This is a genomic window from Acinetobacter sp. P1332, from assembly GCF_044057475.1.
Classification (GTDB): Bacteria; Pseudomonadota; Gammaproteobacteria; order Pseudomonadales; family Moraxellaceae; genus Acinetobacter; species Acinetobacter johnsonii.
Map to the genome: position 1 here is coordinate 145,938 of NZ_CP171158.1, position 22,314 is coordinate 168,251.

A 22,314-nucleotide genomic window follows, 5' to 3' on the forward strand; every position below is an offset into this window, starting at 1 on the left:
TAGCTCATAACTGTACAGTCTGTATTGTATGGTATCTATGAGGAAACCAGTATAGTCAAAATACTTGGCACTGTTGCAAATAGAGATTTGAGTCGATGATGTTCCCTTTAAAAAGTACTTAGAGACCGAAAACCCTGTTGATTAGACACACTTCACCCTGAGGCTGACCATAATAAAATGACGATGCTTGTCCTTTACGTAGTGCACGCATGACTTCAATACCTTTAATTGTGGCATAAGCCGTCTTCATAGATTTGAATCCTAATGTGGCCCTGATGATCCGCTTTAGCTTGCCATGATCACATTCAATCACGTTATTTTTATACTTAATCTGCCTGTGCTCAAGGTCTGGTGGACATTTACCTTCCCGTTTTAACCGTGATAAAGCACGTCCATATGTGGGTGCTTTATCCGTGTTGATCACTTGTGGAATTTGCCACTTCTTCACATTATTTAAAATTTTTCCAAGAAAACAATATGCTGATTTGGTATTACGTCTAGAAGAAAGATAAAAATCAATGGTATCGCCACGTTGATCGACTGCACGATACAGATAAGACCATCGTCCATTCACTTTTACATAGGTTTCATCAATATGCCACGAGCTCAGATCTGTAGGATTACGCCAATACCAGCGTAAACGTTTTTCTATTTCAGGAGCATAACGTTGAACCCAACGGTAAATAGTCGTGTGATCAACATTCACACCCCGTTCGGCCAGCATTTCCTGCAGTTCACGATAGCTAATGCCATATTTACAATACCAGCGCACAGCCCAAAGAATGATTTCGCCCTGAAAATGCCGACCATGGAAAGGATTCATATGCTGCACCTTTAGCTAAAACAGTCTTCAGCTTACCATTCGTGGTTATTTGCAACAGTGCCGTAAATCCACATGCAAATCACTAAGAATTTCTTCTCAAAAACAGTCTTATCAATTGCATTAATAAGTATATCAAACTTAACTTTTGCTAATAGCAGCACTTCGGAACAAGACAGTAATATTACAAATGGTATGAGAGTCTTATTACAGGAGTCTGGTGGCTTAAGATATAGCCCCCAAGAATTGTATCCAGAATATTATTCAATGGAAAATGCAAATGGGGGAGATAATATTATTTTGACTGCAAGAAAGAGATCAGACGGATCTCACGATGATCATCTTAAAGAACATGGCGGACAAATTTATCAAGTAACAAGACTTGAAAATGCATGGATGGTTGATGAAGACGGTAAGGGCAACCTAGGAACAAAGCTTGAAACTTTGATTGGAACAGATGAAAATCGTCTATTTATTGAAGCCAATTCGGAAAAGTCAGAAAGTAATGATCCAAAATATGCTGTATCAGCACTTTATAGCCGTAACGTAGCCCCATTTTGGGATATACAAGCTGGTGTAAGATATAGCGAAGATAAAAATAGCAGCAACAGTGATCGAGTTGATGGTGTTATTGGTGTATTAGGATTAGCTCCTTATTTCTTTGAAACACAAGCTTATTTATACGGTGGCGAGAATAACTTTTGGGGAGCAAGTTTTGAAATCGAACGTGATTTCTTGTTAACCCAGAAATTGATTACTCAACCTTATCTAGAAATGGATGCTATATTCAACGATGACTCTGATTATGCTGCAAAATCAGGTTTATCAGAACTTAAAACTGGTATCAAAACCCGATATGAGATTACTAAGCGAATTAAACCTTTCATTGATGTTGCTTACCAATATGAAAAAGGACAGAAAGCCACTTCTATGCAAGAGGCAACAGAGTCTGAAAAGGGATGGAAATATGGTGCAGGTATCGAATTAGTTTTTTAAGGTGATATGACTTAGTATCATGAATGATAGCTTTGGCTATCATTCATAAAATTATTGCTATTTAATTTCGAATCTGTAAAACTAAAAAAGCTTAAATTTTGGTCTTATCTCTATGCAGTGGTTAAAAACATGCCTATCGCTGTTTTTATCGTTTGCTATCCTTTTAGTAGGATCGGCTGCTGCTGCTTCGTCTGTACATAAGCGGTGTTTAATGCCATCTGAACAGATGAAATCCATGCAAATGGAAGCATCTCAAAACCAGGATATGATGCATACCGACTGTATGAAAGTTGAAGCAAAGGTCAAAAAAACGCTACATGATCCTTCCTGTATGTCTGAGCAAGATTGCATTATGTCTTTTGCCAAAATTGCGTACGCCAGTGATCCTCAAAGCATTTTGCACTCAACGGTATTCTCACCCGTAGAGCGATCAGTCTTTTATTTTCCAGATCAAAATCTTCCTGCTCCATACCCTTCAGGTTTATGGAAGCCCCCACGCTCTAACTAATTTGATAATTCTTCGTCATTCATAGAGTTTTCTATGGATGTTCTACACGTGCGCGTGTATATCATTTTAGAGCTAAAAATATGAACTTTTATAAAGAAAAGCTATCCCCGGGGGGGAGATGGCAGATAGCTACGATCTGTTTCTCTTTGATCTATGGTCAAGCTTATGCCGAGCCACTGACATTGGATACAGCTTTGAAGCTTGCTGAGCAATATGCACCTACCCTAAGAGCAAATAGTGCTCAGATTGAGGGAGCTGAGAATATGGTTTCAGCTTCAGGTATTTTACCCAACCCTAAACTATTTGTGGGCTTAGATAATTACCCTATATCTGGTGATGCTGCATGGTCAATCACACAGGAAGGTATGACTATGCAGAAAATTGGTGTTATGCAAGATTTTCCAAACCGCGCCAAAAGACAAGCCGAGGTCGAGTTAGCAAAAGCTGAATTGGGTTCAGTCACTGCTCAAACTGAGATTCTACGTATTGAGTTACGTCAAAAAGTTGCATCTGCTTGGTTTAAACGTTTTTATCTTGAGCGTAAATTGGCGCTATACGATGAACTGTTTTCAGAGAATCGATTACTTTCTCAGATGACCCAAACACAGGTCACCTCTGGTCGAACTATGGTTGCTGATGCACTTGATCCAAGACTTGAAAGTAATGTTCTACTCGATCAAAAAGATGATTTACTTCGAGATTTAAAAAAGGCCAAGTTAGAACTACATCGACTGGTAAGTGCAGAACCAACTGAAAACATCTCTCAAATTGAAACCTTATCTACCCAAGCACCAATAATCTCTCTTGATACATCAAAGTTGTATCATCACTTGCACCAACATCCTGAGTTAAAAGCTTATCAGGCTGAAAAGAAAACGGCTGAAGCAAAACTTAGGCAAGCTCAAGCTTTGCAAAAACCAGATTGGGGCATTGAGTTTGCTTATCAGCATCGAGCACCTGAGTTTGGCGATATGATCGGTGTGCAACTGACAACTGAACTCCCTGTTTTTTCAAAAAAACGGAGTGGTCCACTCATTCAAGCAGCTTTAGCTGAACAAAACCGGATTACTGCCGATCAAGAGGTTAAGTATCGTGAATATCTCACCTTGTTAGATGAAGGGTTATCTGATCTTGACGCTCTTGACCAACAAATTAATCGCACGATGCAAAAGAGTATTCCTCTTGCCAAACAAAAAGTGAATTTACAGTTAGCAACTTATCAAGCGGGGAAAACTAATTTGACCAATATCATTGCTGCCCGACAAGCTCTTCTAGAACAACGATTGCGTCTCATTGATCTTCAACAACAACAGGCTGTGACTAAAGCCCAACTTTATTTTGCCTTTGAAGAACCAACCTTAAACTATGTTGAGGAGCAGCCATAATGTTAAAAAATAAATTGGCAGTGACTGTCATAGGAGTTGCCACAATTAGTTTGGTTGCAGGTGGTGGTGCTGGATATTGGATAGCACATCAGAAAGACAATCCTCAATCGACATCGGCAAGTCAACAACAGGATGCCAAAGTGTTGTATTGGTACGACCCAATGAAGCCTGAACAGCATTTTGATAAGCCAGGTAAGTCTCCATTTATGGACATGCAACTGGTACCTAAATATGCAGATGAAAATGCAGCGATGACCGATGAAAGTCGTCCTACAGTCAAAATAGATCCATCTATTCAACAAAATTTAGCCATCCGTTACGGCACTGTTGAACAGGCTGTAATTGGAAATGCCATGTTTACTAATGGCATATTACAAGCAAATGAACGGCAAACAGCTATTTTACAAACTAGAGCAAGTGGCTTTGTTCAGCGAGTGTATGGGCATGCTGTAGGAGATATGGTAAGGCAAGGGAGTCCTATTGCTGATATTTCAATACCCGAATGGACTGGAGAGCAAACTGAATTTTTAGCTGTGCTCCGTACTGGAGATCGTTCCCTTATTCAAGCAAGCCGTCAACGTTTGCAGCTTTTAGGAATACCACAAAATGTGATTCATCAAGTTGAGCGAACTCGTCGAGTGCAATCTAATATAACTTTGCAAGCTCCCATTAGTGGATTTATTGATTCACTAGAAGTCCGCAATGGAATGGCTTTAGCTATGGGGCAAACGCTGGCCATCATTAAAGGGATTAACCCAATCTGGTTAGAAGCAGCAATACCTGAAACACAAATTGCTGGAATCAAACGAGGAAGTAAAGTCGAAGTTACTTTTACAGCATACCCTCAAATAGTCTCGGGTAAAGTAATTGATATCTTACCTACCTTAGATACTACTAGCAGAACCATAAAAGTTCGTATTGAATTACCTAATAAAGAGGCACAGCTCAAACCGGGGATGTTTGCCTCTGTCAAACTATCTAGCAATCCTCAAAGCAGTTTAATAGTTCCAGAGCAGGCTGTTATCCGTACAGGCACCCGTAATATTGTCATTGTGGCTCATGAGCAAGGACGTTTTGAACCTGTTGTTGTTCAGTTAGGGCAAAGTGATGGAAATAAGATTGCAATTTTAGAAGGTTTGAAAGTAGGTCAAAAAGTTGTAATTTCAGGACAATTCTTGATTGACTCTGAAGCAAATTTACAGGGCGTACTTGATAAGCTGAATACTGGAAAATCTATTACCCCCTCTCAAGCAGTTAAGACATCAAAATATCAAGGCATTGGAAAAGTTGAAAAAGTCACAGCTCAGGAAGTTACTATTTCACATCAGGCTATTCCTGAGTTGGGTTGGGGTGCTATGACCATGAGCTTTAAACAGCCAGTACAGCCATTTACTCAGATTCAGCAAGGTGACCAGGTCAACTTTAGTTTTACAAAAGTTGGAGATGCTTATGTCATTTCTGACATTTCAAAGATGTCTATGACATCTATAAAGAACTAACGGGAGAACTATTATGATCGCCCGTATTATTCGTTTTTCAATTTTGAATCGAGTATTTGTATTACTAGCTGCTTTAGTTCTGGCTATCTGGGGGACTTGGGCTGTTAAAAATACTCCTGTTGATGCTTTACCAGATTTATCTGACGTACAAGTCATTGTACGAACTAATTTTCCCGGTCAGGCACCACAGATTGTTGAAAATCAGGTGACTTATCCTTTAACAACCACCATGTTATCAGTGCCTGGAGTTAAAGATGTTCGGGGGTATTCTTTTTTTGGTGATTCGTTTGTCTATGTCATTTTTGACGAACATACAGACCTCTACTGGGCACGGTCACGTGTTTTGGAATACTTGAATCAGATACAAGGAAATATGCCTGCGGATGCGAAATCATCATTAGGGCCAGATGCTACAGGGGTTGGCTGGATTTATGAATATGCATTAGTTGATCCAACAGGACAGCATGATCTTTCTCAGTTGAGAAGCGTACAAGACTGGTTTTTAAAGTATGAGTTGAAGACATTACCCAATGTGGCTGAAGTTGCCACGATTGGGGGAATGGTGAAGCAATATCAGGTTGTTTTAAACCCAAGCAAAATGGCGTCATTAGGTATTACTCAAGATAATGTCATTGAAGCGATTCAAAAAGCTAATCAAGAAACGGGTGGTTCAGTCTTGGAAATGGCTGAAACCGAATATATGGTACGAGCCACTGGTTATTTAAAAACATTAGATGATTTTCGCCAGATCCCACTACGGACAAATCGTTTTGGTGTTCCAGTTACTTTGGGTGATATTGCAACGATACAGCTTGGACCAGAAATGCGTCGTGGTATCAGTGAACTGAATGGACAAGGTGAAACTGTTGGTGGCGTTGTGATTTTACGAGCAGGTAAAAATGCACGTGAAACTATTGCTGCTGTTAAAGTAAAGCTCGCGGAATTACAACAGAGCCTACCAAAAGGTGTGCAGGTGGTTCCCGTATATGATCGTAGTCAATTGATCGATCGGGCTATAGAGAATCTCAGCCATAAATTGATTGAAGAGTTCATTGTCGTGGCATTAGTCTGTGGACTTTTCCTCTGGCATTTACGTTCAGCAATGGTGGCTATTGTTTCTCTACCACTTGGGATTTTATCGGCTTTCCTGGTCATGTATTATCAGGGGTTAAATGCCAATATTATGTCTCTGGGTGGTATTGCCATTGCGATTGGGGCCATGGTCGATGCTGCGGTGGTAATGGTAGAAAATGCACACAAACATATAGAAGCTTGGCAGCATGAGCATCCTGATCAAATCTTAGCACCACAAGAACGTTGGGATATTATTGCTCGGTCAGCCAGTGAGGTTGGTCCAGCTTTATTTTTCTGTCTACTCATCATTACCTTATCCTTCATTCCTATTTTCACCTTGCAGGCACAAGAGGGACGCTTGTTCTCACCATTGGCATTTACCAAAACTTATGCCATGGCAGCGGCAGCTGGTTTATCCATTACGTTAATTCCAGTATTGATGGGGTATTGGATCCGCGGGAAATTACCGTCTGAACAACGTAATCCACTAAATCGTTTTCTCATCAAAATATACGGTCCTATGTTGGATAAAGTTTTAGCTTATCCAAAGACGACATTACTGGTTGCATTGCTTATTTTTCTAGTGAGCCTTTACCCTCTGACCCGTTTAGGTGGAGAATTTTTACCTAAAATGGATGAAGGCGATTTACTATATATGCCGTCGGCTTTACCGGGATTGTCCGCAGCCAAAGCTTCTGAACTGCTACAGCAAACAGATAGGATGATTAAAACCATTCCGGAAGTTGCAACGGTATTTGGTAAGGCTGGACGAGCTGAGTCAGCTACAGACCCAGCGCCTTTGGAGATGTTTGAAACAACAATTCAATTTAAGCCTCGATCTGAGTGGCGTGCTGGGATGACACCTGAAAAATTGGTGAAAGAACTTGATAAGGCAGTTCAGGTGCCGGGTTTAACGAATATTTGGGTACCGCCTATTCGTAACAGGATTGATATGTTGGCGACTGGGGTTAAAAGTCCCATCGGAATTAAAATTTCAGCAAACAATTTACAAGATATTGATCGGGTCGCACAACAAGTTGAACAAGCAGCTAAAACGGTATCTGGTGTTAGCTCAGCTTTAGCTGAACGGCTCACGGGTGGCAGGTATATTGATGTTGATATCAATCGTATGCAAGCTGCACGATATGGTCTTAATATTGATGATGTACAGCAAATTGTGTCATCAGCGATAGGTGGAAAAAATATTGGTGAAACTGTTGAGGGATTAGCAAGATATCCTATTAATGTACGTTATCCACGAGAGATTCGAGACTCACTGGAAGCTTTGAGAAATTTACCTGTTGTTACCGAGTCAGGTCAGCAAATTATCTTAAGTAGCGTTGCCAATATCCAGATTACAGATGGCCCTCCAATGCTGAAGAGCGAAAATTCCCGCCCTAGTGGTTGGGTCTATATTGATGTGCAAGGACGTGACTTAGCTTCAGTTGTACAAGATTTGAAACAAACCATTGATTCGCAAGTCAAACTTTCTCCTGCTATGAGCATCAGCTATTCAGGCCAGTTTGAGTTTATGGAACGTGCAAATGCTCGACTAAAAGTAATAATTCCAATTACTTTGATGATCATTTTTCTATTGCTCTACCTGATCTTTAGACAAGTACAAGATGCTGCTCTGATTATGTTGACTCTACCTTTTGCCTTAATTGGTGGTATTTGGGCCATATACTTGAGTGGCTATAACTTTTCAGTGGCAATTGCTGTTGGTTTTATTGCACTTGCCGGTGTTGCCACAGAGTTTGGAGTGGTCATGCTATTTTATTTAAAACAAGCGATAGATCATACCCAACAACATTTACCTTCTTCAGCAGCGTCTTTAACGGTGCAACAACTCAATGATGCAATCCGAACAGGAGCTGTACTACGCGTTCGTCCTAAAGCCATGACGGTTGCCGTCATTTTGGCAGGCTTAATTCCTATACTTTTAGGGACTGGGACAGGTTCCGAATTGATGAGCCGTATTGCTTTACCTATGGTTGGGGGCATGATTTCAGCTCCTCTACTGTCAATGTTTGTTATCCCAGCTGCATATCAGCTTTTAATCAAAAGAAAACTATCAACACATTGATCGTTTTATTATTTCGTCTAAAGAGGTTTTATTATGTTGAAATTTATGAAAATTATTGCTCTTGTTACCACCATTGCTGCATTAAGCGCATGTAGTAAAAATGAAGCATCAGAGCAGAAGAAAGCAGACGCACCTATGGAGCAGATGAATAAGGAGTCTTCTACCGCTACAACGGCTCAAGCCGTTGGCGTGATTACTGCTATTGATACGAAAGAAAATATTTTAACACTCGACCATGAAGCAATTCCTGCACTTAAATGGCCTGCAATGATGATGGGCTTAAAAGTTGCTGACCCATCCTTATTAAATGGTTTAACTGTAGGGGATAAAGTTGAATTTGAATTAAAAGCAGAAGGAGAAAATTATATAATCATCGCTGTAAAGCCTAATAATTCATAATGTACTAGTATATGGTGCCAATAGTGTTATATCCTTTAGACGCTATTGGCATTTTTATAGAAGTTAAATAAGATCGCTTTAAAAATTCCAGTTTATATAGTTCAATTCTTGAATTTTATTTTATCAATTCCACTGTAAGGCAAGAAAGCATTTGAACCGTACCGGGTTTGTCGGAGACTTTTTTATTTAAGTTAGGCCACCTGACCTAACGGGTTAATCTTATCATAGTACATTGCTTCAAACTCAAAAGGCGATACATAACCCAGTGCACTGTGTACACGCTTTTTATTGAACCAATCTACCCAGTTTAGTGTCGCAAGTTGTACATCTGCTAAACCTTGCCAATCTGCTTTTAAATATTCAATCACCTCTGTTTTGTATAAGCCATTCACCGTTTCAGCCAGAGCATTATCGTATGAATCACCAGTTGTACCGACTGATGCTCGTAAATTTGCTGCTTCTAAACGATTGGTATAGCGAATAGAAAGATATTGAACACCTCTATCGGAATGATGAATCACATTCTTTGGCATGCCTCGATCGTGCAAGGCTTGCTCTAATGCATCGAGCACCATATCTGTATTCATCCGTGTCGATACTTTCCATCCAACAATTGCTCGTGAGAACACATCAATAATAAAGGCGGTATAGACCCAGCCTGAATGAGTTTGAATATACGTAAAGTCACTGACCCACAGTTGGTCAGGATGATCAGCAGTAAAATTACGTTTCACTAAATCATCTGCTCGTTTTTGGTCATCTCGGCTACGGGTGGTTTGTTTGTTCTTACCTCGCCAAACACCTTGTATACCTAGCTTTTTCATTAATCGAGCAACAGTACAGCGTGCAATAATATAGCCTTCACGTTTCAGTTTTTGCCAGACTTTACGTACACCATACGGCACTGTTGCAAATAACCACGAATGGTAAGCTGAAGACTGTTTTAGCTAAAGGTGCAGCATATGAATCCTTTCCATGGTCGGCATTTTCAGGGCGAAATCATTCTTTGGGCTGTGCGCTGGTATTGTAAATATGGCATTAGCTATCGTGAACTGCAGGAAATGCTGGCCGAACGGGGTGTGAATGTTGATCACACGACTATTTACCGTTGGGTTCAACGTTATGCTCCTGAAATAGAAAAACGTTTACGCTGGTATTGGCGTAATCCTACAGATCTGAGCTCGTGGCATATTGATGAAACCTATGTAAAAGTGAATGGACGATGGTCTTATCTGTATCGTGCAGTCGATCAACGTGGCGATACCATTGATTTTTATCTTTCTTCTAGACGTAATACCAAATCAGCATATTGTTTTCTTGGAAAAATTTTAAATAATGTGAAGAAGTGGCAAATTCCACAAGTGATCAACACGGATAAAGCACCCACATATGGACGTGCTTTATCACGGTTAAAACGGGAAGGTAAATGTCCACCAGACCTTGAGCACAGGCAGATTAAGTATAAAAATAACGTGATTGAATGTGATCATGGCAAGCTAAAGCGGATCATCAGGGCCACATTAGGATTCAAATCTATGAAGACGGCTTATGCCACAATTAAAGGTATTGAAGTCATGCGTGCACTACGTAAAGGACAAGCATCGTCATTTTATTATGGTCAGCCTCAGGGTGAAGTGTGTCTAATCAACAGGGTTTTCGGTCTCTAAGTACTTTTTAAAGGAAACATCATCGACTCAAATCTCTATTTGCAACAGTGCCAGATCAACTATAGTGTCTTCAATAAACTGGCTGGACTACAGCAGAATCAAGTGGTTGAGAATAAAAGATTAGGCTCGGTTCTGGCGCATATCCAACAACAGCATGAAGAACTGGAACAGCAAAACAAACGTAATCGTTCTCAAAAGATGCCAAGCAGACGTGCACAGAAAACAGCAATTCAAGAACGAAATCTAAATCCTGTGCTTGACTTGGAAATGTCCATATAGGACATTTCTATTTGGTTATTAGGTAGGACATTTCTACTTAGGAATAACACAAAAATGGGAGCTTAAGCTCCCATTTTTACTGATGATTTTTTAATTCTTTTAGCATGGCATCTCGTAAGATTTCATTCATGCGTGTCTGATAACCTTTACCTTGTGCTTTGAACCATGCAAGTACGTCAGCATCTAAACGAATAGATGTTTGTTGCTTCACTGGACGATAGAATTGATTGTGGCGTACAGCATTACTCCAGTCGGTAATTTCAGGCATATCTGATAGATCTAGATGATCGTCAGGAACCGTGCCTTTAGCAAGCAAGCGTTCAATTTCAGCATCTTGCTTGTCGCTGAATTTTTCATTCAGTTCTTTGCGTGAGTGTCTAACCATGCTCATATTTATCTCGCTCTGCTTTAGTTACCTGTCTTGCACTAATAATTCTTATGATTTCACAGTCATCTTCATCAAAGATGGTATGAGCTACTAAGAGCATTAGTACGCCTTTCACTTTTCCAATGGTCTGCCAACGTTCTTCACCATCGGTATGTCTGTCCTGAATTGAGATCCTCAGTGGATCTTCAAAAACAAGGCTTGCAGTTTCGAAAGAGACATCGTGCTTTTTCTGATTCTTTCGATTCTTTGCCTCATCCCATTCGAAATACTGTTTCATAAAAAACATTCAAATTTGTATATACAATACTGTATCACAAAATTGTATCACTCAAGTTGAGAAGCGTAATTTTTAGTCGAAATTATTGGCAAGAACTATTAAAACCGCTCATAAAAAAGCCGACTTGTTTCAAAATCGGCTTTTTGGGCATTTTTGGCTTTTTAAGGTTTTATTAAGTGTCTGATATTTATATTAATATACAAGTGTATTGCGTATAACCACCATTATGTTAAATTGATGATAATGTGTTCAATTAGGAGAGCTTTTTCAGATTTTCTACCTATAGTCGACTTAGACATTACCCATCCACGAATCATTCCAGCAACAATACAAATTGCTAAAAATAAAGGGAATGAGCCAAAACCTTGAGGTTTATGTTGAAGGAATCTAATGATATGAAAATAAGAGCAAAACTACTTCCCTATCCAAGACCACCATAGAAGAAGATCCATTTAAATTTTTTGTTTAACACTGATTCATGTGTCATTTTTGGATTTTCTTTTGATATAAAAATAAACACCTAGTTCTAAAAATATAAAATAGGAAAAGTTTCGTAAGAGAGTTGTTAGAAAGCTAGACTCTCCAAAAATAATATCTCACTTCTTTCGTTTATATACCCATACTCAATTTTAATATTTTATGTTGTATCAAACTGATAAAAATTCTCTACATGAGAAAGATTATTAGTTATTATTTAGTGAAGAAAATAGCACTGCGAGTTGAACATGAATGTCTATGCAGAACATTCAAACAATGTATTAACTATTAATAAATTAAGCAAAAAATTCGGCTCACATTTTGCTGTTAATCAAGCCACATGGTCTGCAACGAGTGGGCAAATCATTTGCTTACTCGGACATTCAGGTTGTGGTAAAACCACCATGCTACGTTTGATTGCAGGTTTAGAAGAACCGAGTAGTGGCTCAATTCAGCTTGAACAAAACATTCTTTGGAATGAAGAACAGCACATCCCTGCAGAAGCACGGAATATTGGTCTGGTTTTTCAAGACTATGCGTTGTTTCCGCACCTGAATGTGCTGGAAAATGTGATGTTTGGGTTAAAAAAGTTCTCAAAACAGCAGCGACAAGAAATTGCAGAACAAGCCTTAAAACATGTTTCCATGCATCATCACATGCATAGTTATCCATACACCTTATCGGGTGGAGAACAACAGCGCGTTGCTCTGGCGCGTGCTTTGGCTCCTAAACCCCATGTGTTACTCATGGATGAACCTTTTTCTAATCTGGACCATCGGCTACGTGATCAAATCCGCCAAAGTACGATTGACCTTTTAAAAAAGACAGCAACCACTACTGTTATCGTAACGCATGATCCGGAAGAGGCTTTGCAAATTTCTGATCAAATTATATTGATGCATCAAGGGAAAATTATTCAGATCGGCACACCTAAGCAACTTTATTTGCAGCCCTCAACCCTGTTCGCGGCACGCTATTTTTCTGCTTTGAATGAAATACCGGCCAAGCGGTTAGATCATCAAATCAAAACAATTTTTGGTCACATCGCACTACCTGAAAACTTAGCATATGCTGAAAAATCGATTTCCTGTTGTTTCCGTCCGCATCAGGTACAGGTTTGTAGAGAACCAGTCGAAGGCGCTGCCGCAGCAAAAGTCATTTCATCCAGTTTTATGGGTCACGCTTACCAGTTACATCTGCAACTTGCTGCTGAGTCGACCATTTTATTGGCTCAAGTTGACCATCTCCAGCATTTTTTTGAAACTGAACAAGTCTATGTATCCGTAGACTTAACAGCATGTTTCTTCTTTGCATCCGATGACGACTCTAACATAGCCATCACATCTCAGCTTGAACAAGCAGTTCAGGTTTAAACTCTGTTAAGGAAATAAGAAATGAAATCACTATCGAAAGTTCACCTTCTTTTAACTGGTCTAGTTGCCTTTAGCTGTAACTGGGTAAATGCAGCTGAAGTCAACCTTTATACCACACGAGAACCAGTTCTAATTCAACCTCTTTTAAAAGAGTTCAGCCAAAAAACTGGGGTGAAAGTCAATACTGTTTTTATTAAAGATGGGTTGCTTGAACGCGTTAAAGCTGAAGGCCGACGTTCGCCTGCAGATGTGATGCTCACTGTCGACTTTGGGAATTTGGTGGATTTAGTCGAAAGTGGTTTGACGCAACGTGTAGACTCAAAAGTATTGAACAGCTCAATTCCGGGTAATTTACGTGCTGCAAATGGGCACTGGTATGCATTGTCAATGCGTGCACGTGCAGTTTATGTTTCTAAAGAGCGCACTCCCATCACTGCTATTTCTTATGAAGATTTGGCTAGTCCAAAATGGAAAGATAAGATCTGTATCCGTTCCGGCAGCCATCCTTATAACACAGGTTTAATCGCAGCCTATATTGCCCATCATGGTGAGAAAGAAGCTGAAAAATGGTTACGTGGTGTAAAAGCGAATTTAGCACGTCCTGCGAGTGGTGGTGATCGTGATGTAGCACGGGATATTCTCGGCAAGATTTGCGACATTGGGGTAGCAAATACCTATTATGTTGGCACCATGCGCACAGGTGATGCAGAGCAACGACGTTGGGGCAATTCCATTAATGTGGTTTTACCGCGATTTGAAAATGGTGGTACACACGTCAATGTTTCAGGTGCCGTCGTATCTAAATATGCGCCCAATCGTAAAGAAGCAGTACAATTGCTCGAGTTTTTAGTCTCTGACCATGCTCAGGCGATCTATGCGAAAAGCGATTTTGAATATCCAGTGAAACCTGGGGTTAAAATTGACCCGATTATTGCAAGCTTTGGCAAACTCAAGGTGGATTCAATTCGCTTAAGTGAAATTGCCCGATACCGCAAAACAGCCAATCTTTTGGTTGATAAGGTACAGTTTAATCACTAAATCTCGCTCGACTTACAGGGAGGATTTACTCTCTCTGTAAGATCAGGTTTGTTTCCACCTCTCATCATACCTAGATCTTCAATGCCAAAAAAGAAATTTGAATTTAGTTCGTTATTTTCGCTAAGTGGACTATTGACGCTTCTCGCCTGTTTACCCGTCCTTGCTTTAGTTTGGACAGCACTGCAAGGCAATAGTGATATTTGGGAACATCTGATTCGCTATGTTATCCCACCTACATTGGTAGAAACATCTTTACTTCTACTTGGTGTTGGTCTACTGACCATTCTTATTGGCACAGGAAGTGCCTGGATCGTCACGGCTTATCAATTTCATGGTCGAGCTTTTCTCGACTGGGCACTACTGTTACCTCTTGCAGTACCCACCTATATCATTGCCTATAGCTATATCGATATTCTGCATCCCATTGGTCCCGCCCAAAGCCTGCTGCGAGACGGGTTGGGGTTAGACATGCAACAGCTATGGTTCCCTAATATCCGCTCGGTGTGGGGAGGAATCTTTTTATTAAGTTTCGTCCTTTATCCCTATGTCTATTTAAGCACCCGCGCAATGTTTTTAATGCAGTCAGCAAGTCTGATTGAAGTCGCACGCAGCTTGGGACTGAAACCCGATCAGGTCTTTTTGAGAGTCGCGATGCCACTCGCTCGACCGGCAATTGCAGTGGGCACCAGTCTGGTTTTAATGGAAACCATTAATGACATCGGTGCAACAGAGTTTCTTGGCATTAAAACACTAACGTTATCCATTTATTCAACATGGATCAACCAGTCTGATCTGGCAAGTGCCGCACAGATTGCCATTTTTATGCTCATGATCATTACCTTTTTAGTGATCATAGAAAGGTTGGGACGACACAAACAGCGTTACATGAACTCGGCTCAACGCAGCCGGCTGATGTCTCCTCAACCCATTAAAGGAACCAGAGCGCTAATATTATTCGGGCTTGGACTTATCCCTGTTTGTATTGGGTTCCTCATCCCGTTCAGCCATTTATTGGTGGAGTCTTATAAACGTATTCAATACGCTGGTTTTTCTGAATATTTATTACAAGCTTCGATGAATACCCTTACCTTAGCCAGTATCGCCACATTCATTACCATCCTTATAGGTTTCTTGATTGTCAGCGCTGCACGATTTAGCCGAAATACCTGGTTTAGTCGTATTGCAAGTTTAGGCTATGCCATTCCGGGTACTGTGCTCGCAATCGGCCTTATGCTGTCGTTGGGTGCTCTCGATCATGCGGTGGCAGATTTTCTTGAATTCAAGCTCGGCATTTCTACAGGGTTACTATTTTTGGGTACTAGTTTCACTTTGATCTATGCCTATGCTGTTCGTTTTCTGGCCATTTCGATTGGTGGAATAGAGTCTGGATATAACCGGATCCATGGGGTTATTGATGATGCTGCACGCAATTTAGGACAGAACAGACGGGGTATTTTATGGCGAGTTCATTTCCCACTTTTACGCCCTGCGATCATCTCGGCTGCATTATTGATCTTCGTAGACTGCATGAAAGAATTGCCTGCCACTCTGTTACTAAGACCACTAAATATGGAAACGCTTGCTACACAGCTATATGCGGAAGCCTCAAGAGGCACCTATGAAGATGGTGCAATAGCAGCTTTACTCATTGTATTGGTTGGCTTAATCCCAGTTATTTTACTTGCTCGAATGGGTAAAACTGGCCGATAAAATAGCTGTTATAGCGAAAGAAATACACAAAGCAATGTAAAAAAGCTGATTAAACAGCTATTTTTCATATGTCATAAATATATTCCATCGCTTATCCTTTTGACGGTTATTGAGAAGATATATTTTTTAAGGGGAGTTTAACGGGCACTGTTGCAAATAACCACGAATGGTAAGCTGAAGACTGTTTTAGCTAAAGGTGCAGCATATGAATCCTTTCCATGGTCGGCATTTTCAGGGCGAAATCATTCTTTGGGCTGTGCGCTGGTATTGTAAATATGGCATTAGCTATCGTGAACTGCAGGAAATGCTGGCCGAACGGGGTGTGAATGTTGATCACACGACTATTTACCGTTGGGTTCAACGTTATGCTCCTGAAATAGAAAAACGTTTACGCTGGTATTGGCGTAATCCTACAGATCTGAGCTCGTGGCATATTGATGAAACCTATGTAAAAGTGAATGGACGATGGTCTTATCTGTATCGTGCAGTCGATCAACGTGGCGATACCATTGATTTTTATCTTTCTTCTAGACGTAATACCAAATCAGCATATTGTTTTCTTGGAAAAATTTTAAATAATGTGAAGAAGTGGCAAATTCCACAAGTGATCAACACGGATAAAGCACCCACATATGGACGTGCTTTATCACGGTTAAAACGGGAAGGTAAATGTCCACCAGACCTTGAGCACAGGCAGATTAAGTATAAAAATAACGTGATTGAATGTGATCATGGCAAGCTAAAGCGGATCATCAGGGCCACATTAGGATTCAAATCTATGAAGACGGCTTATGCCACAATTAAAGGTATTGAAGTCATGCGTGCACTACGTAAAGGACAAGCATCGTCATTTTATTATGGTCAGCCTCAGGGTGAAGTGTGTCTAATCAACAGGGTTTTTGGTCTCTAAGTACTTTTTAAAGGGAACATCATCGACTCAAATCTCTATTTGCAACAGTGCCGTCCGGGAAGGGGATAGGGTGATTGTACATTCCATGGATCGTTTTGCACGAAGTCTAAAAGATTTGGTCACTGAAGTAGATAAACTGGTCAAAAGAGGGATCGCCATCCAGTTTGTAAAAGAGAATATTACTTTTACTGCCCAATCCACGCCGATGGATAATTTGATGCTGCAACTGATGGGTGCTTTTGCTCAATTCGAGCGGGAAATTATCTTAGAACGTCAGAAAGAAGGGATTAAGATCGCAGCAGCTCAGGGCAAATATAAAGGTCGTGTCCATAAATTGAATCCAGATCAAGCTAAAGCATTACTGCAAGCCTGGAAAGAAGGGAAGTATTCATCAAAAGTTGATCTGGCAAAAGCGTTTGGTATCAGTAGACAGGCTGTCTATCGGTATTTAAAACAAATTAATTAGTCACTAGATGGACTGAAAGGTGCCTACAAAATCAGTGGCTATTCAGATATTACAATTAGCTACCAAAAAAGTAGAGATGGTCTGCATCTACTCGTGGACTCTACTGGCTTGAAGTTTCTAGGTGAAGGTGAATGGAAATGCAAGAAACATGGATCTGAATATCGTCGCCAATGGCGTAAGCTCCATATTGCTATAGAAGCTGAAACCCTTCAAATACGTGCAGTACAACTCACGACAAATAATGTCAGCGATTCACAAGTGCTCGAAGATTTACTTTCTCAAGTTCCCTTGGATGAACGAATTGATTCAGTCTATACAGATGGTGCTTATGACACAAAGCACTGCCGACAAGTCATTTTAAATCGTGATGCACATGCGGTCATTCCACCCAGGAAGAATGCAAAGCCTTGGAAAGATCAGCAAGTCAGGTCTATAGAACGAAATGAGTTATTGAAAACAGTCAAACTGCTAGGAAGGTCACTTTGGAAAAAGTGGTCTGGTTATCATCGTCGAAGTTTGGTGGAAACCAAGATGCATTGCATCAAATTATTAGGCGATAAATTAACAGCAAGGAGTTTTCCTAGTCAGGTGAATGAGATTCATGCACGCGTAGCCGTCTTGAACAAATTCACAGAATTGGGGCGCCCTCACACCCAAGTTGTCACTTGAATTTGGCTCAATTAGGATCGCTCTATCTTTCAAACCTTTATGCAACAAAGCCAGTCCCTATGTTAATTTGAAGAATGCTTCAATCTGACGGCTGCGAACCGCCAGGGACAGGCGCAATGTCAGATTCTGTCGCGGCCTTGGCGCGTGCCTGGAAGCGTTCATAGCAATCCAGCCCGCAGAAATGTTCGACGTATTCCGCGCCTTCCGGGGTGAAGGCGGCATCGAGCGGAATTTCTTTGCAGCATACGCAGCAGGTGGTGCAACTGGCAGTGTTCGGGGCGTTTGCGTTCATGGTGGTACTCCTCCAGATTGGTAGCGAAGCTCAAAGCTGCCCACTCTCGGCTGGCTGGGAAGCGGTCATGATCTTCCCTTGAAGGCCCGCAGCAGCCGCGTCACAGACAGGACAAACAAGCCGGTCAGCGTGAGGGCTGCAATACCCCAGTGCTCCCCGATGAACGCGCCGGCCGTCGTGCCGGCTAGCACAATGGCGAGAATCGGCAAATGGCAGGGACAGGTGAGCACGGCCAGCGCGCCCCACAAGTAGCCGGTGATCGGTTTGTGCGTCTCAGACGGCAAGTGCTCTGGGCTGTTCATGGCAGACTCTCCGCGTGCTGTGCCGGTTCGGTTGGCATGGCGGCCAGTTGCATTTCGAGGCTGGCCAGGGCCTCGCGCCGACGCTCGACGAGTTGCCGCAACACGGCAAGCTGCGCAGACGCACCGTCACCGTCCGCAGCATCCAGCGCCCGGCACAGCCGCGCCAGTGCGTCCAGGCCGATACCCGCTTCGAAGGCAGCCCGTACAAAGCGCAGCCGTTGCAACGCGGTGTCATCGAACAAGCCGTAGCCGCCCGTGGTGCACGCGACCGGCCGTAGCAATCCGCGCAGCAGGTAGTCGCGCACGATATGCACGCTCACCCCGGCATCAAGGGCCAGCCGGGACACTGTGTAGGCGCTCATTGAACACCTCCTTTTCCTCATCCGGCGCAGCACGAAAGCTGCTTCACGTCCTTGCTGAAGGTCTGCGCCGCGAGCTTCAGCCCTTCGACCATGGTCAGGTAGGGGAACAATTGGTCGGCCAGTTCCTGCACGGTCATACGGTTGCGAATGGCGAGCACCGCCGTCTGGATCAGTTCACCCGCTTCCGGGGCCACCGCTTGCACGCCGATGAGCCGTCCGCTACCTTCCTCGATGACCAGCTTGATGAAGCCGCGTGTGTCGAAGTTGGCAAGCGCACGCGGCACGTTGTCCAAGGTCAAGGTGCGACTGTCGGTCTCGATCCCGTCGTGATGTGCTTCCGCCTCGCTGTAGCCCACGGTGGCGACCTGCGGGTCGGTGAACACCACGGCCGGCATTGCGGTCAGGTCCAGGGCCGCATCGCCGCCAGTCATGTTGATCGCAGCACGGGTGCCGGCCGCTGCCGCCACATAGACGAACTGAGGCTGGTCGGTGCAGTCGCCAGCCGCATAAATGTGTGGCGTACTGGTGCGCATGCCCTTGTCGATGACGATGGCCCCCTGCGCATTGACGGCTACCCCCGCCGCTTCCAATGCCAGGCTGCGCGTGTTCGGTGTCCGGCCGGTGGCGACCAGCAGCTTGTCGGCGCGCACTTCGCCCTGTCCAGTGGTCAGCACGAATTCGCCGTCCACATGGGCGACTTGGCTGGCTTGCGTATGTTCCAGTACCTTGATTCCTTCGGCACGGAAGGCGGCTGTGACGGCCTCGCCAATGGCAGGGTCCTCGCTCGCAAACAACGTGCGCCGCGCCAGGATCGTGACTTCGCTGCCCAGCCGTGCAAACGCCTGCGCCAGTTCCAGCGCTACTACTGAGGCACCGATTACTGCGAGCCGTTTCGGAATGGTCTCGCTAACCAGCGCTTCGGTGGAAGTCCAATAGGGGGTTTCTGCAAGACCAGGCAACGGCGGAATGGCTGCGCTCGCGCCGGTAGCAATGAGACAGCGGTCAAACGCCACTTCGTGCCAGTCCCCTTCTGCAGCTTCCACGATAAGCGTGTGGCCATCCTTGAAACGGGCGCTGCCTCGTACCAGATTGATTGACGGATTGCTTTCGAGGATGCTTTCATATTTGGCAATTCGCAGCTCGTCCACGCGCGCCTGTTGCTGGACAAGCAAACGGTCACGCGAGACAACAGGCGGCGTCGCAGTGAGCCCCACGTCAAAAGGACTTTCCCGGCGCAGATGAGCGATATGGGCTGCCCGAATCATGATCTTGGAGGGAACGCAACCCACGTTGACGCAGGTGCCGCCGATAGTCCCGCGCTCGATCAGCGTGACCCGGGCACCGTTTTCCGCCGCTTTGAGCGCAGCCGCCACAGCGGCTCCGCCGCTACCGATAACCGCCACATGTAACTGACCGGCCAGCTCCTCCACCGCGCGGTCACCGCTCAGCCACTGGGCGGCTCTGCCAAGAAGTCCTGGCCGTTCAGCACTGCGCCTTTTGCTTTCCACTTCGTCTGCAGGCTTAGCACGATAACCAAGTGCCCCCACTGCCGTCACGAGTGCCGATACGTCAAGCCTATTGCCCGTGACCTGCGCCCTGTTCGCCGGATAATCGACAGACGCTCGTATCACGCCGGGAACCGCCAGCAGCGCGTCCTCAACGTGCTTTGTGCAACTTGGGCAAGTCATGCCCGCCACGCTCAGACCAACTTCGTTTAATTCTTGCATTTTGCTCTCTCTTTCATCCGTTATGCCCAAGCCGAGTCGTACAACGCCTCGGTAACTGGATCAGTTTTTCGCATCAGCGAACAGGCTCCGTACGTCATTTACAGGTTGTGCACGGAATGACTGACAGTAGAATCGCCAGAACAACATCTCTATCTGGCTCTGGCGACGCCGCCGTCATTTGATGCCTTATTTCTTCAGTTCAGAAGGGTAGCCCACGTCCGTCGTCGCCTTGTTCAATGCCTGGACGCTGGTTTTCGCATCGTCGAACGTCACAACAGCCAGCTTGGTTGCGTAGTCGACCTCGATCTTGCTAACGCCCTCTACCTTGCTCAGCGCCTTCTTCACGGTGATAGGGCAAGTCGCGCAGGACATTCCGGGAACGGACAACGTGACCGTCTGCGTGGCGGCCCAGGCAGGGACAGCGAAGGTAGCGGCAAGGGCAAGAGCGGTAAGCAGTTTTTTCATGATTTTTCCTCAATTAGTAGAACAGGGGCATTACATACGGGAACGTTAGTGCAACGACAACTAGCGCAGCCACAATCCAAAAGATGACTTTGTACGACGTCTTGGCTTGTGGGGCAGCGCATACATCGCCAGGCTCGCATGCTTGCGTAGTCCGGAAGATGCGGCGGTAGGCAAAGAACATTGCTATCAATGCCGCACCGAGAAAGATGGGGCGGTAAGGATCCAATGCCGCCAAGTTACTCATCCAAGCGCCGCTGAATCCCAACATGACCAACACCAACGGCCCCAGGCAGCAGGCCGACGCAAGAATGGCGGCCAGCCCACCAGCAAACAGGGCGCCGAGGCCTTTTTGCGGCTCAGACATAAATTCTCCTTTGCAAGATCCATCGAAAACATGATCGTACGTCCGGAGCTAAGTACGGAGTCAAGGACTTTGGAAAAACAGCGGCGGGTTCCGCCTGGCCCGTGGCGTGCACCCCTGGCGGCTACGGCCTGTTCGACGATGCTGCCTTGCAACGGCTGTGCTTCGTACGGGCGGCCTTCGAGGCGGGTATCGGCCTGGATGCGTTGGCGCAGCTGTGCCGGGCGCTGGATGCTGCGGACTCCGAGGAAGCGGCCGCGCAGCTTGCCGTGCTGCGCCAGCTCGTCGAGCGCCGCCGCCAAGCGCTGGCGAACCTGGAAGCCCAGTTGACTGAATTGGCGCATGGCGCGTCGGCGCTTCCTGTATGAATAGTCAGGAGCGCATTCCCCCCGACACACCCAAGCCGCTCAGCGGCTACCTTTGGGGCGCGCTTGCGGTGCTCACATGTCCCTGCCACCTGCCGGTGCTCGCCGTTGTACTCCCCGGCACAGGGGGCAGCTGGCTCCTCGGAAAGCATCGGGTCATCGCGGCAGTCGCCCTGACGGGGCTGTTCATCCTGTCCTTGGCACGAGGGATCCGCGCTTTCAGGCGAAGTGCCTGATCATCGCCGGGCAGGACCGAAGTGACTGCCTTGCAACGGTTACAGAGCCAGGTTGAGCGCTCCAAGCCAGGTATTGCAGCAGTGCTGCCTTCGATGGACCAGTCGGTGGCGGCAACTTTGCACGCTTTAGAAAGTCCGAGTGGTCGTGTGCTTCGCATCCTGGCGTTCCGCGGAACACACCTA

Annotated in this window: 21 protein-coding genes and 5 pseudogenes; 16 read left to right on the top strand and 10 right to left on the bottom strand. The window is 44.3% G+C overall.

Annotation, left to right across the window (positions count from 1 at the left end):
* Positions 1–118: 118 nt before the first annotated feature.
* Positions 119–823: an IS6-like element IS1006 family transposase gene (locus tag ACFN7Z_RS18190; RefSeq protein WP_001067784.1), complete on the bottom strand. Its 705-nt coding sequence runs from the start codon at positions 821–823 to the stop codon at positions 119–121.
* A gap of 72 nt (positions 824–895) precedes the next feature.
* Between ACFN7Z_RS18190 and ACFN7Z_RS18195 the strand changes: the two genes are divergently transcribed.
* The 6 genes from ACFN7Z_RS18195 to ACFN7Z_RS18220 all read left to right on the top strand — a co-directional run bounded on the left by ACFN7Z_RS18195 (position 896) and on the right by ACFN7Z_RS18220 (position 8,767).
* Positions 896–1,816, top strand: coding sequence for a copper resistance protein B (locus ACFN7Z_RS18195; RefSeq protein WP_130114471.1), 921 nt, complete (start codon positions 896–898; stop codon positions 1,814–1,816).
* Positions 1,817–1,928: 112 nt separating this feature from the next.
* Complete coding sequence (locus ACFN7Z_RS18200; protein ID WP_002071399.1) at positions 1,929–2,324, top strand: hypothetical protein; 396 nt, start codon at positions 1,929–1,931, stop codon at positions 2,322–2,324.
* Positions 2,325–2,404: 80 nt separating this feature from the next.
* Positions 2,405–3,709, top strand: coding sequence for a TolC family protein (locus ACFN7Z_RS18205; RefSeq protein ID WP_130114470.1), 1,305 nt, complete (start codon positions 2,405–2,407; stop codon positions 3,707–3,709).
* Positions 3,709–5,208, top strand: a complete 1,500-nt coding sequence (locus tag ACFN7Z_RS18210; protein ID WP_270429573.1) for an efflux RND transporter periplasmic adaptor subunit — start codon at positions 3,709–3,711, stop codon at positions 5,206–5,208. Before ACFN7Z_RS18205 ends, ACFN7Z_RS18210 begins: the two co-directional genes overlap by 1 nt.
* A 13-nt stretch (positions 5,209–5,221) precedes the next feature.
* Positions 5,222–8,368 carry an efflux RND transporter permease subunit gene (locus ACFN7Z_RS18215; RefSeq protein ID WP_130114468.1) on the top strand — a complete coding sequence of 1,049 codons (3,147 nt, stop codon included), beginning with the start codon at positions 5,222–5,224 and terminating at the stop codon, positions 8,366–8,368.
* Positions 8,369–8,401: 33 nt separating this feature from the next.
* Positions 8,402–8,767: a copper-binding protein gene (locus tag ACFN7Z_RS18220; protein ID WP_130114467.1), complete on the top strand. Its 366-nt coding sequence runs from the start codon at positions 8,402–8,404 to the stop codon at positions 8,765–8,767.
* A gap of 191 nt (positions 8,768–8,958) precedes the next feature.
* Here ACFN7Z_RS18220 and ACFN7Z_RS18225 read toward each other — a convergent pair.
* Positions 8,959–9,669, bottom strand: a pseudogene (locus tag ACFN7Z_RS18225) (IS3 family transposase); the annotation flags it as partial.
* A 60-nt stretch (positions 9,670–9,729) separates the two neighbouring features.
* On the opposite strand from ACFN7Z_RS18225, the gene ACFN7Z_RS18230 reads away from it, so the two are divergent.
* Positions 9,730–10,434, top strand: a complete 705-nt coding sequence (locus tag ACFN7Z_RS18230; protein ID WP_001067784.1) for an IS6-like element IS1006 family transposase — start codon at positions 9,730–9,732, stop codon at positions 10,432–10,434.
* 51 nt (positions 10,435–10,485) lie between these two features.
* Positions 10,486–10,713, top strand: a pseudogene (locus ACFN7Z_RS18235) (ISNCY family transposase); the annotation flags it as partial.
* Positions 10,714–10,789: 76 nt separating this feature from the next.
* Here the strand turns inward: ACFN7Z_RS18235 and ACFN7Z_RS18240 are convergent.
* Positions 10,790–11,104 carry a BrnA antitoxin family protein gene (locus tag ACFN7Z_RS18240; RefSeq protein WP_130114513.1) on the bottom strand — a complete coding sequence of 105 codons (315 nt, stop codon included), beginning with the start codon at positions 11,102–11,104 and terminating at the stop codon, positions 10,790–10,792.
* The gene (locus ACFN7Z_RS18245; protein WP_130114512.1) at positions 11,091–11,378 is read right to left on the bottom strand and encodes a BrnT family toxin; all 288 of its coding nucleotides are present in this window, start codon (positions 11,376–11,378) and stop codon (positions 11,091–11,093) included. Before ACFN7Z_RS18245 ends, ACFN7Z_RS18240 begins: the two co-directional genes overlap by 14 nt.
* Before the next feature lie 725 nt (positions 11,379–12,103).
* On the opposite strand from ACFN7Z_RS18245, the gene ACFN7Z_RS18250 reads away from it, so the two are divergent.
* From ACFN7Z_RS18250 to ACFN7Z_RS18275, 6 genes and pseudogenes are all read left to right on the top strand, one after another.
* Positions 12,104–13,228 (top strand): ABC transporter ATP-binding protein, encoded by a 1,125-nt coding sequence (locus tag ACFN7Z_RS18250; RefSeq protein ID WP_126034948.1) that lies wholly within the window; start codon positions 12,104–12,106, stop codon positions 13,226–13,228.
* 21 nt (positions 13,229–13,249) lie between these two features.
* Positions 13,250–14,266 carry an extracellular solute-binding protein gene (locus tag ACFN7Z_RS18255; RefSeq protein WP_130114511.1) on the top strand — a complete coding sequence of 339 codons (1,017 nt, stop codon included), beginning with the start codon at positions 13,250–13,252 and terminating at the stop codon, positions 14,264–14,266.
* 81 nt (positions 14,267–14,347) lie between these two features.
* Entirely contained in the window at positions 14,348–15,976 is a 1,629-nt protein-coding gene (locus ACFN7Z_RS18260) for an iron ABC transporter permease (RefSeq protein ID WP_039890603.1), read from the top strand.
* A gap of 205 nt (positions 15,977–16,181) precedes the next feature.
* Positions 16,182–16,886 (top strand): IS6-like element IS1006 family transposase, encoded by a 705-nt coding sequence (locus ACFN7Z_RS18265; RefSeq protein WP_001067784.1) that lies wholly within the window; start codon positions 16,182–16,184, stop codon positions 16,884–16,886.
* A gap of 49 nt (positions 16,887–16,935) precedes the next feature.
* Positions 16,936–17,352 (top strand): annotated as a pseudogene (locus ACFN7Z_RS18270) (recombinase family protein); the annotation flags it as partial.
* A 45-nt stretch (positions 17,353–17,397) separates the two neighbouring features.
* A pseudogene (locus tag ACFN7Z_RS18275) lies at positions 17,398–18,021 on the top strand (IS5 family transposase); the annotation flags it as partial.
* 79 nt (positions 18,022–18,100) lie between these two features.
* Here ACFN7Z_RS18275 and ACFN7Z_RS18280 read toward each other — a convergent pair.
* The 6 genes from ACFN7Z_RS18280 to merT all read right to left on the bottom strand — a co-directional run bounded on the left by ACFN7Z_RS18280 (position 18,101) and on the right by merT (position 21,533).
* Entirely contained in the window at positions 18,101–18,313 is a 213-nt protein-coding gene (locus ACFN7Z_RS18280; RefSeq protein ID WP_000993245.1) for a DUF3330 domain-containing protein, read from the bottom strand.
* A 65-nt stretch (positions 18,314–18,378) separates the two neighbouring features.
* Positions 18,379–18,615 carry a broad-spectrum mercury transporter MerE gene (gene merE, locus ACFN7Z_RS18285; RefSeq protein WP_001087807.1) on the bottom strand — a complete coding sequence of 79 codons (237 nt, stop codon included), beginning with the start codon at positions 18,613–18,615 and terminating at the stop codon, positions 18,379–18,381.
* Positions 18,612–18,977, bottom strand: coding sequence for a mercury resistance co-regulator MerD (gene merD / locus ACFN7Z_RS18290; RefSeq protein WP_001277463.1), 366 nt, complete (start codon positions 18,975–18,977; stop codon positions 18,612–18,614). The genes merE (ACFN7Z_RS18285) and merD (ACFN7Z_RS18290) overlap by 4 nt, the downstream gene beginning before the upstream one ends.
* A 17-nt stretch (positions 18,978–18,994) precedes the next feature.
* Positions 18,995–20,704: a mercury(II) reductase gene (gene merA, locus ACFN7Z_RS18295; RefSeq protein ID WP_395442682.1), complete on the bottom strand. Its 1,710-nt coding sequence runs from the start codon at positions 20,702–20,704 to the stop codon at positions 18,995–18,997.
* Positions 20,705–20,890: 186 nt separating this feature from the next.
* Positions 20,891–21,169 carry a mercury resistance system periplasmic binding protein MerP gene (gene merP, locus ACFN7Z_RS18300; RefSeq protein ID WP_005028432.1) on the bottom strand — a complete coding sequence of 93 codons (279 nt, stop codon included), beginning with the start codon at positions 21,167–21,169 and terminating at the stop codon, positions 20,891–20,893.
* Positions 21,170–21,182: 13 nt separating this feature from the next.
* Positions 21,183–21,533: a mercuric ion transporter MerT gene (merT, locus tag ACFN7Z_RS18305; RefSeq protein ID WP_395442683.1), complete on the bottom strand. Its 351-nt coding sequence runs from the start codon at positions 21,531–21,533 to the stop codon at positions 21,183–21,185.
* Between the two features lie 98 nt (positions 21,534–21,631).
* On the opposite strand from merT, the pseudogene merD (ACFN7Z_RS18310) reads away from it, so the two are divergent.
* Both merD (ACFN7Z_RS18310) and merE (ACFN7Z_RS18315) read left to right on the top strand, forming a co-directional pair.
* A pseudogene (gene merD / locus ACFN7Z_RS18310) lies at positions 21,632–21,898 on the top strand (mercuric resistance transcriptional repressor MerD); the annotation flags it as partial.
* Positions 21,895–22,131, top strand: a complete 237-nt coding sequence (gene merE / locus ACFN7Z_RS18315; RefSeq protein WP_010591735.1) for a broad-spectrum mercury transporter MerE — start codon at positions 21,895–21,897, stop codon at positions 22,129–22,131. The pseudogene merD (ACFN7Z_RS18310) and the gene merE (ACFN7Z_RS18315), both read left to right, overlap by 4 nt.
* Positions 22,132–22,314 lie beyond the last annotated feature (183 nt).

Coding starts and splice junctions, on each gene's coding strand:
- ACFN7Z_RS18190 (WP_001067784.1), bottom strand. CDS start 823: ATGAATCCTTTCCATGGTCGGCATTTTCAGGGCGAAATCATTCTTTGG.
- merA (WP_395442682.1), bottom strand. CDS start 20,704: ATGCAAGAATTAAACGAAGTTGGTCTGAGCGTGGCGGGCATGACTTGC.
- ACFN7Z_RS18230 (WP_001067784.1), top strand. CDS start 9,730: ATGAATCCTTTCCATGGTCGGCATTTTCAGGGCGAAATCATTCTTTGG.
- ACFN7Z_RS18240 (WP_130114513.1), bottom strand. CDS start 11,104: ATGAGCATGGTTAGACACTCACGCAAAGAACTGAATGAAAAATTCAGC.
- ACFN7Z_RS18255 (WP_130114511.1), top strand. CDS start 13,250: ATGAAATCACTATCGAAAGTTCACCTTCTTTTAACTGGTCTAGTTGCC.
- merD (WP_001277463.1), bottom strand. CDS start 18,977: ATGAGCGCCTACACAGTGTCCCGGCTGGCCCTTGATGCCGGGGTGAGC.
- ACFN7Z_RS18205 (WP_130114470.1), top strand. CDS start 2,405: ATGAACTTTTATAAAGAAAAGCTATCCCCGGGGGGGAGATGGCAGATA.
- ACFN7Z_RS18260 (WP_039890603.1), top strand. CDS start 14,348: ATGCCAAAAAAGAAATTTGAATTTAGTTCGTTATTTTCGCTAAGTGGA.
- merE (WP_010591735.1), top strand. CDS start 21,895: ATGAATAGTCAGGAGCGCATTCCCCCCGACACACCCAAGCCGCTCAGC.
- merT (WP_395442683.1), bottom strand. CDS start 21,533: ATGTCTGAGCCGCAAAAAGGCCTCGGCGCCCTGTTTGCTGGTGGGCTG.
- ACFN7Z_RS18280 (WP_000993245.1), bottom strand. CDS start 18,313: ATGAACGCAAACGCCCCGAACACTGCCAGTTGCACCACCTGCTGCGTA.
- merP (WP_005028432.1), bottom strand. CDS start 21,169: ATGAAAAAACTGCTTACCGCTCTTGCCCTTGCCGCTACCTTCGCTGTC.
- ACFN7Z_RS18210 (WP_270429573.1), top strand. CDS start 3,709: ATGTTAAAAAATAAATTGGCAGTGACTGTCATAGGAGTTGCCACAATT.
- ACFN7Z_RS18250 (WP_126034948.1), top strand. CDS start 12,104: ATGAATGTCTATGCAGAACATTCAAACAATGTATTAACTATTAATAAA.
- ACFN7Z_RS18220 (WP_130114467.1), top strand. CDS start 8,402: ATGTTGAAATTTATGAAAATTATTGCTCTTGTTACCACCATTGCTGCA.
- ACFN7Z_RS18245 (WP_130114512.1), bottom strand. CDS start 11,378: ATGAAACAGTATTTCGAATGGGATGAGGCAAAGAATCGAAAGAATCAG.
- ACFN7Z_RS18195 (WP_130114471.1), top strand. CDS start 896: ATGCAAATCACTAAGAATTTCTTCTCAAAAACAGTCTTATCAATTGCA.
- ACFN7Z_RS18215 (WP_130114468.1), top strand. CDS start 5,222: ATGATCGCCCGTATTATTCGTTTTTCAATTTTGAATCGAGTATTTGTA.
- ACFN7Z_RS18265 (WP_001067784.1), top strand. CDS start 16,182: ATGAATCCTTTCCATGGTCGGCATTTTCAGGGCGAAATCATTCTTTGG.
- merE (WP_001087807.1), bottom strand. CDS start 18,615: ATGAACAGCCCAGAGCACTTGCCGTCTGAGACGCACAAACCGATCACC.
- ACFN7Z_RS18200 (WP_002071399.1), top strand. CDS start 1,929: ATGCAGTGGTTAAAAACATGCCTATCGCTGTTTTTATCGTTTGCTATC.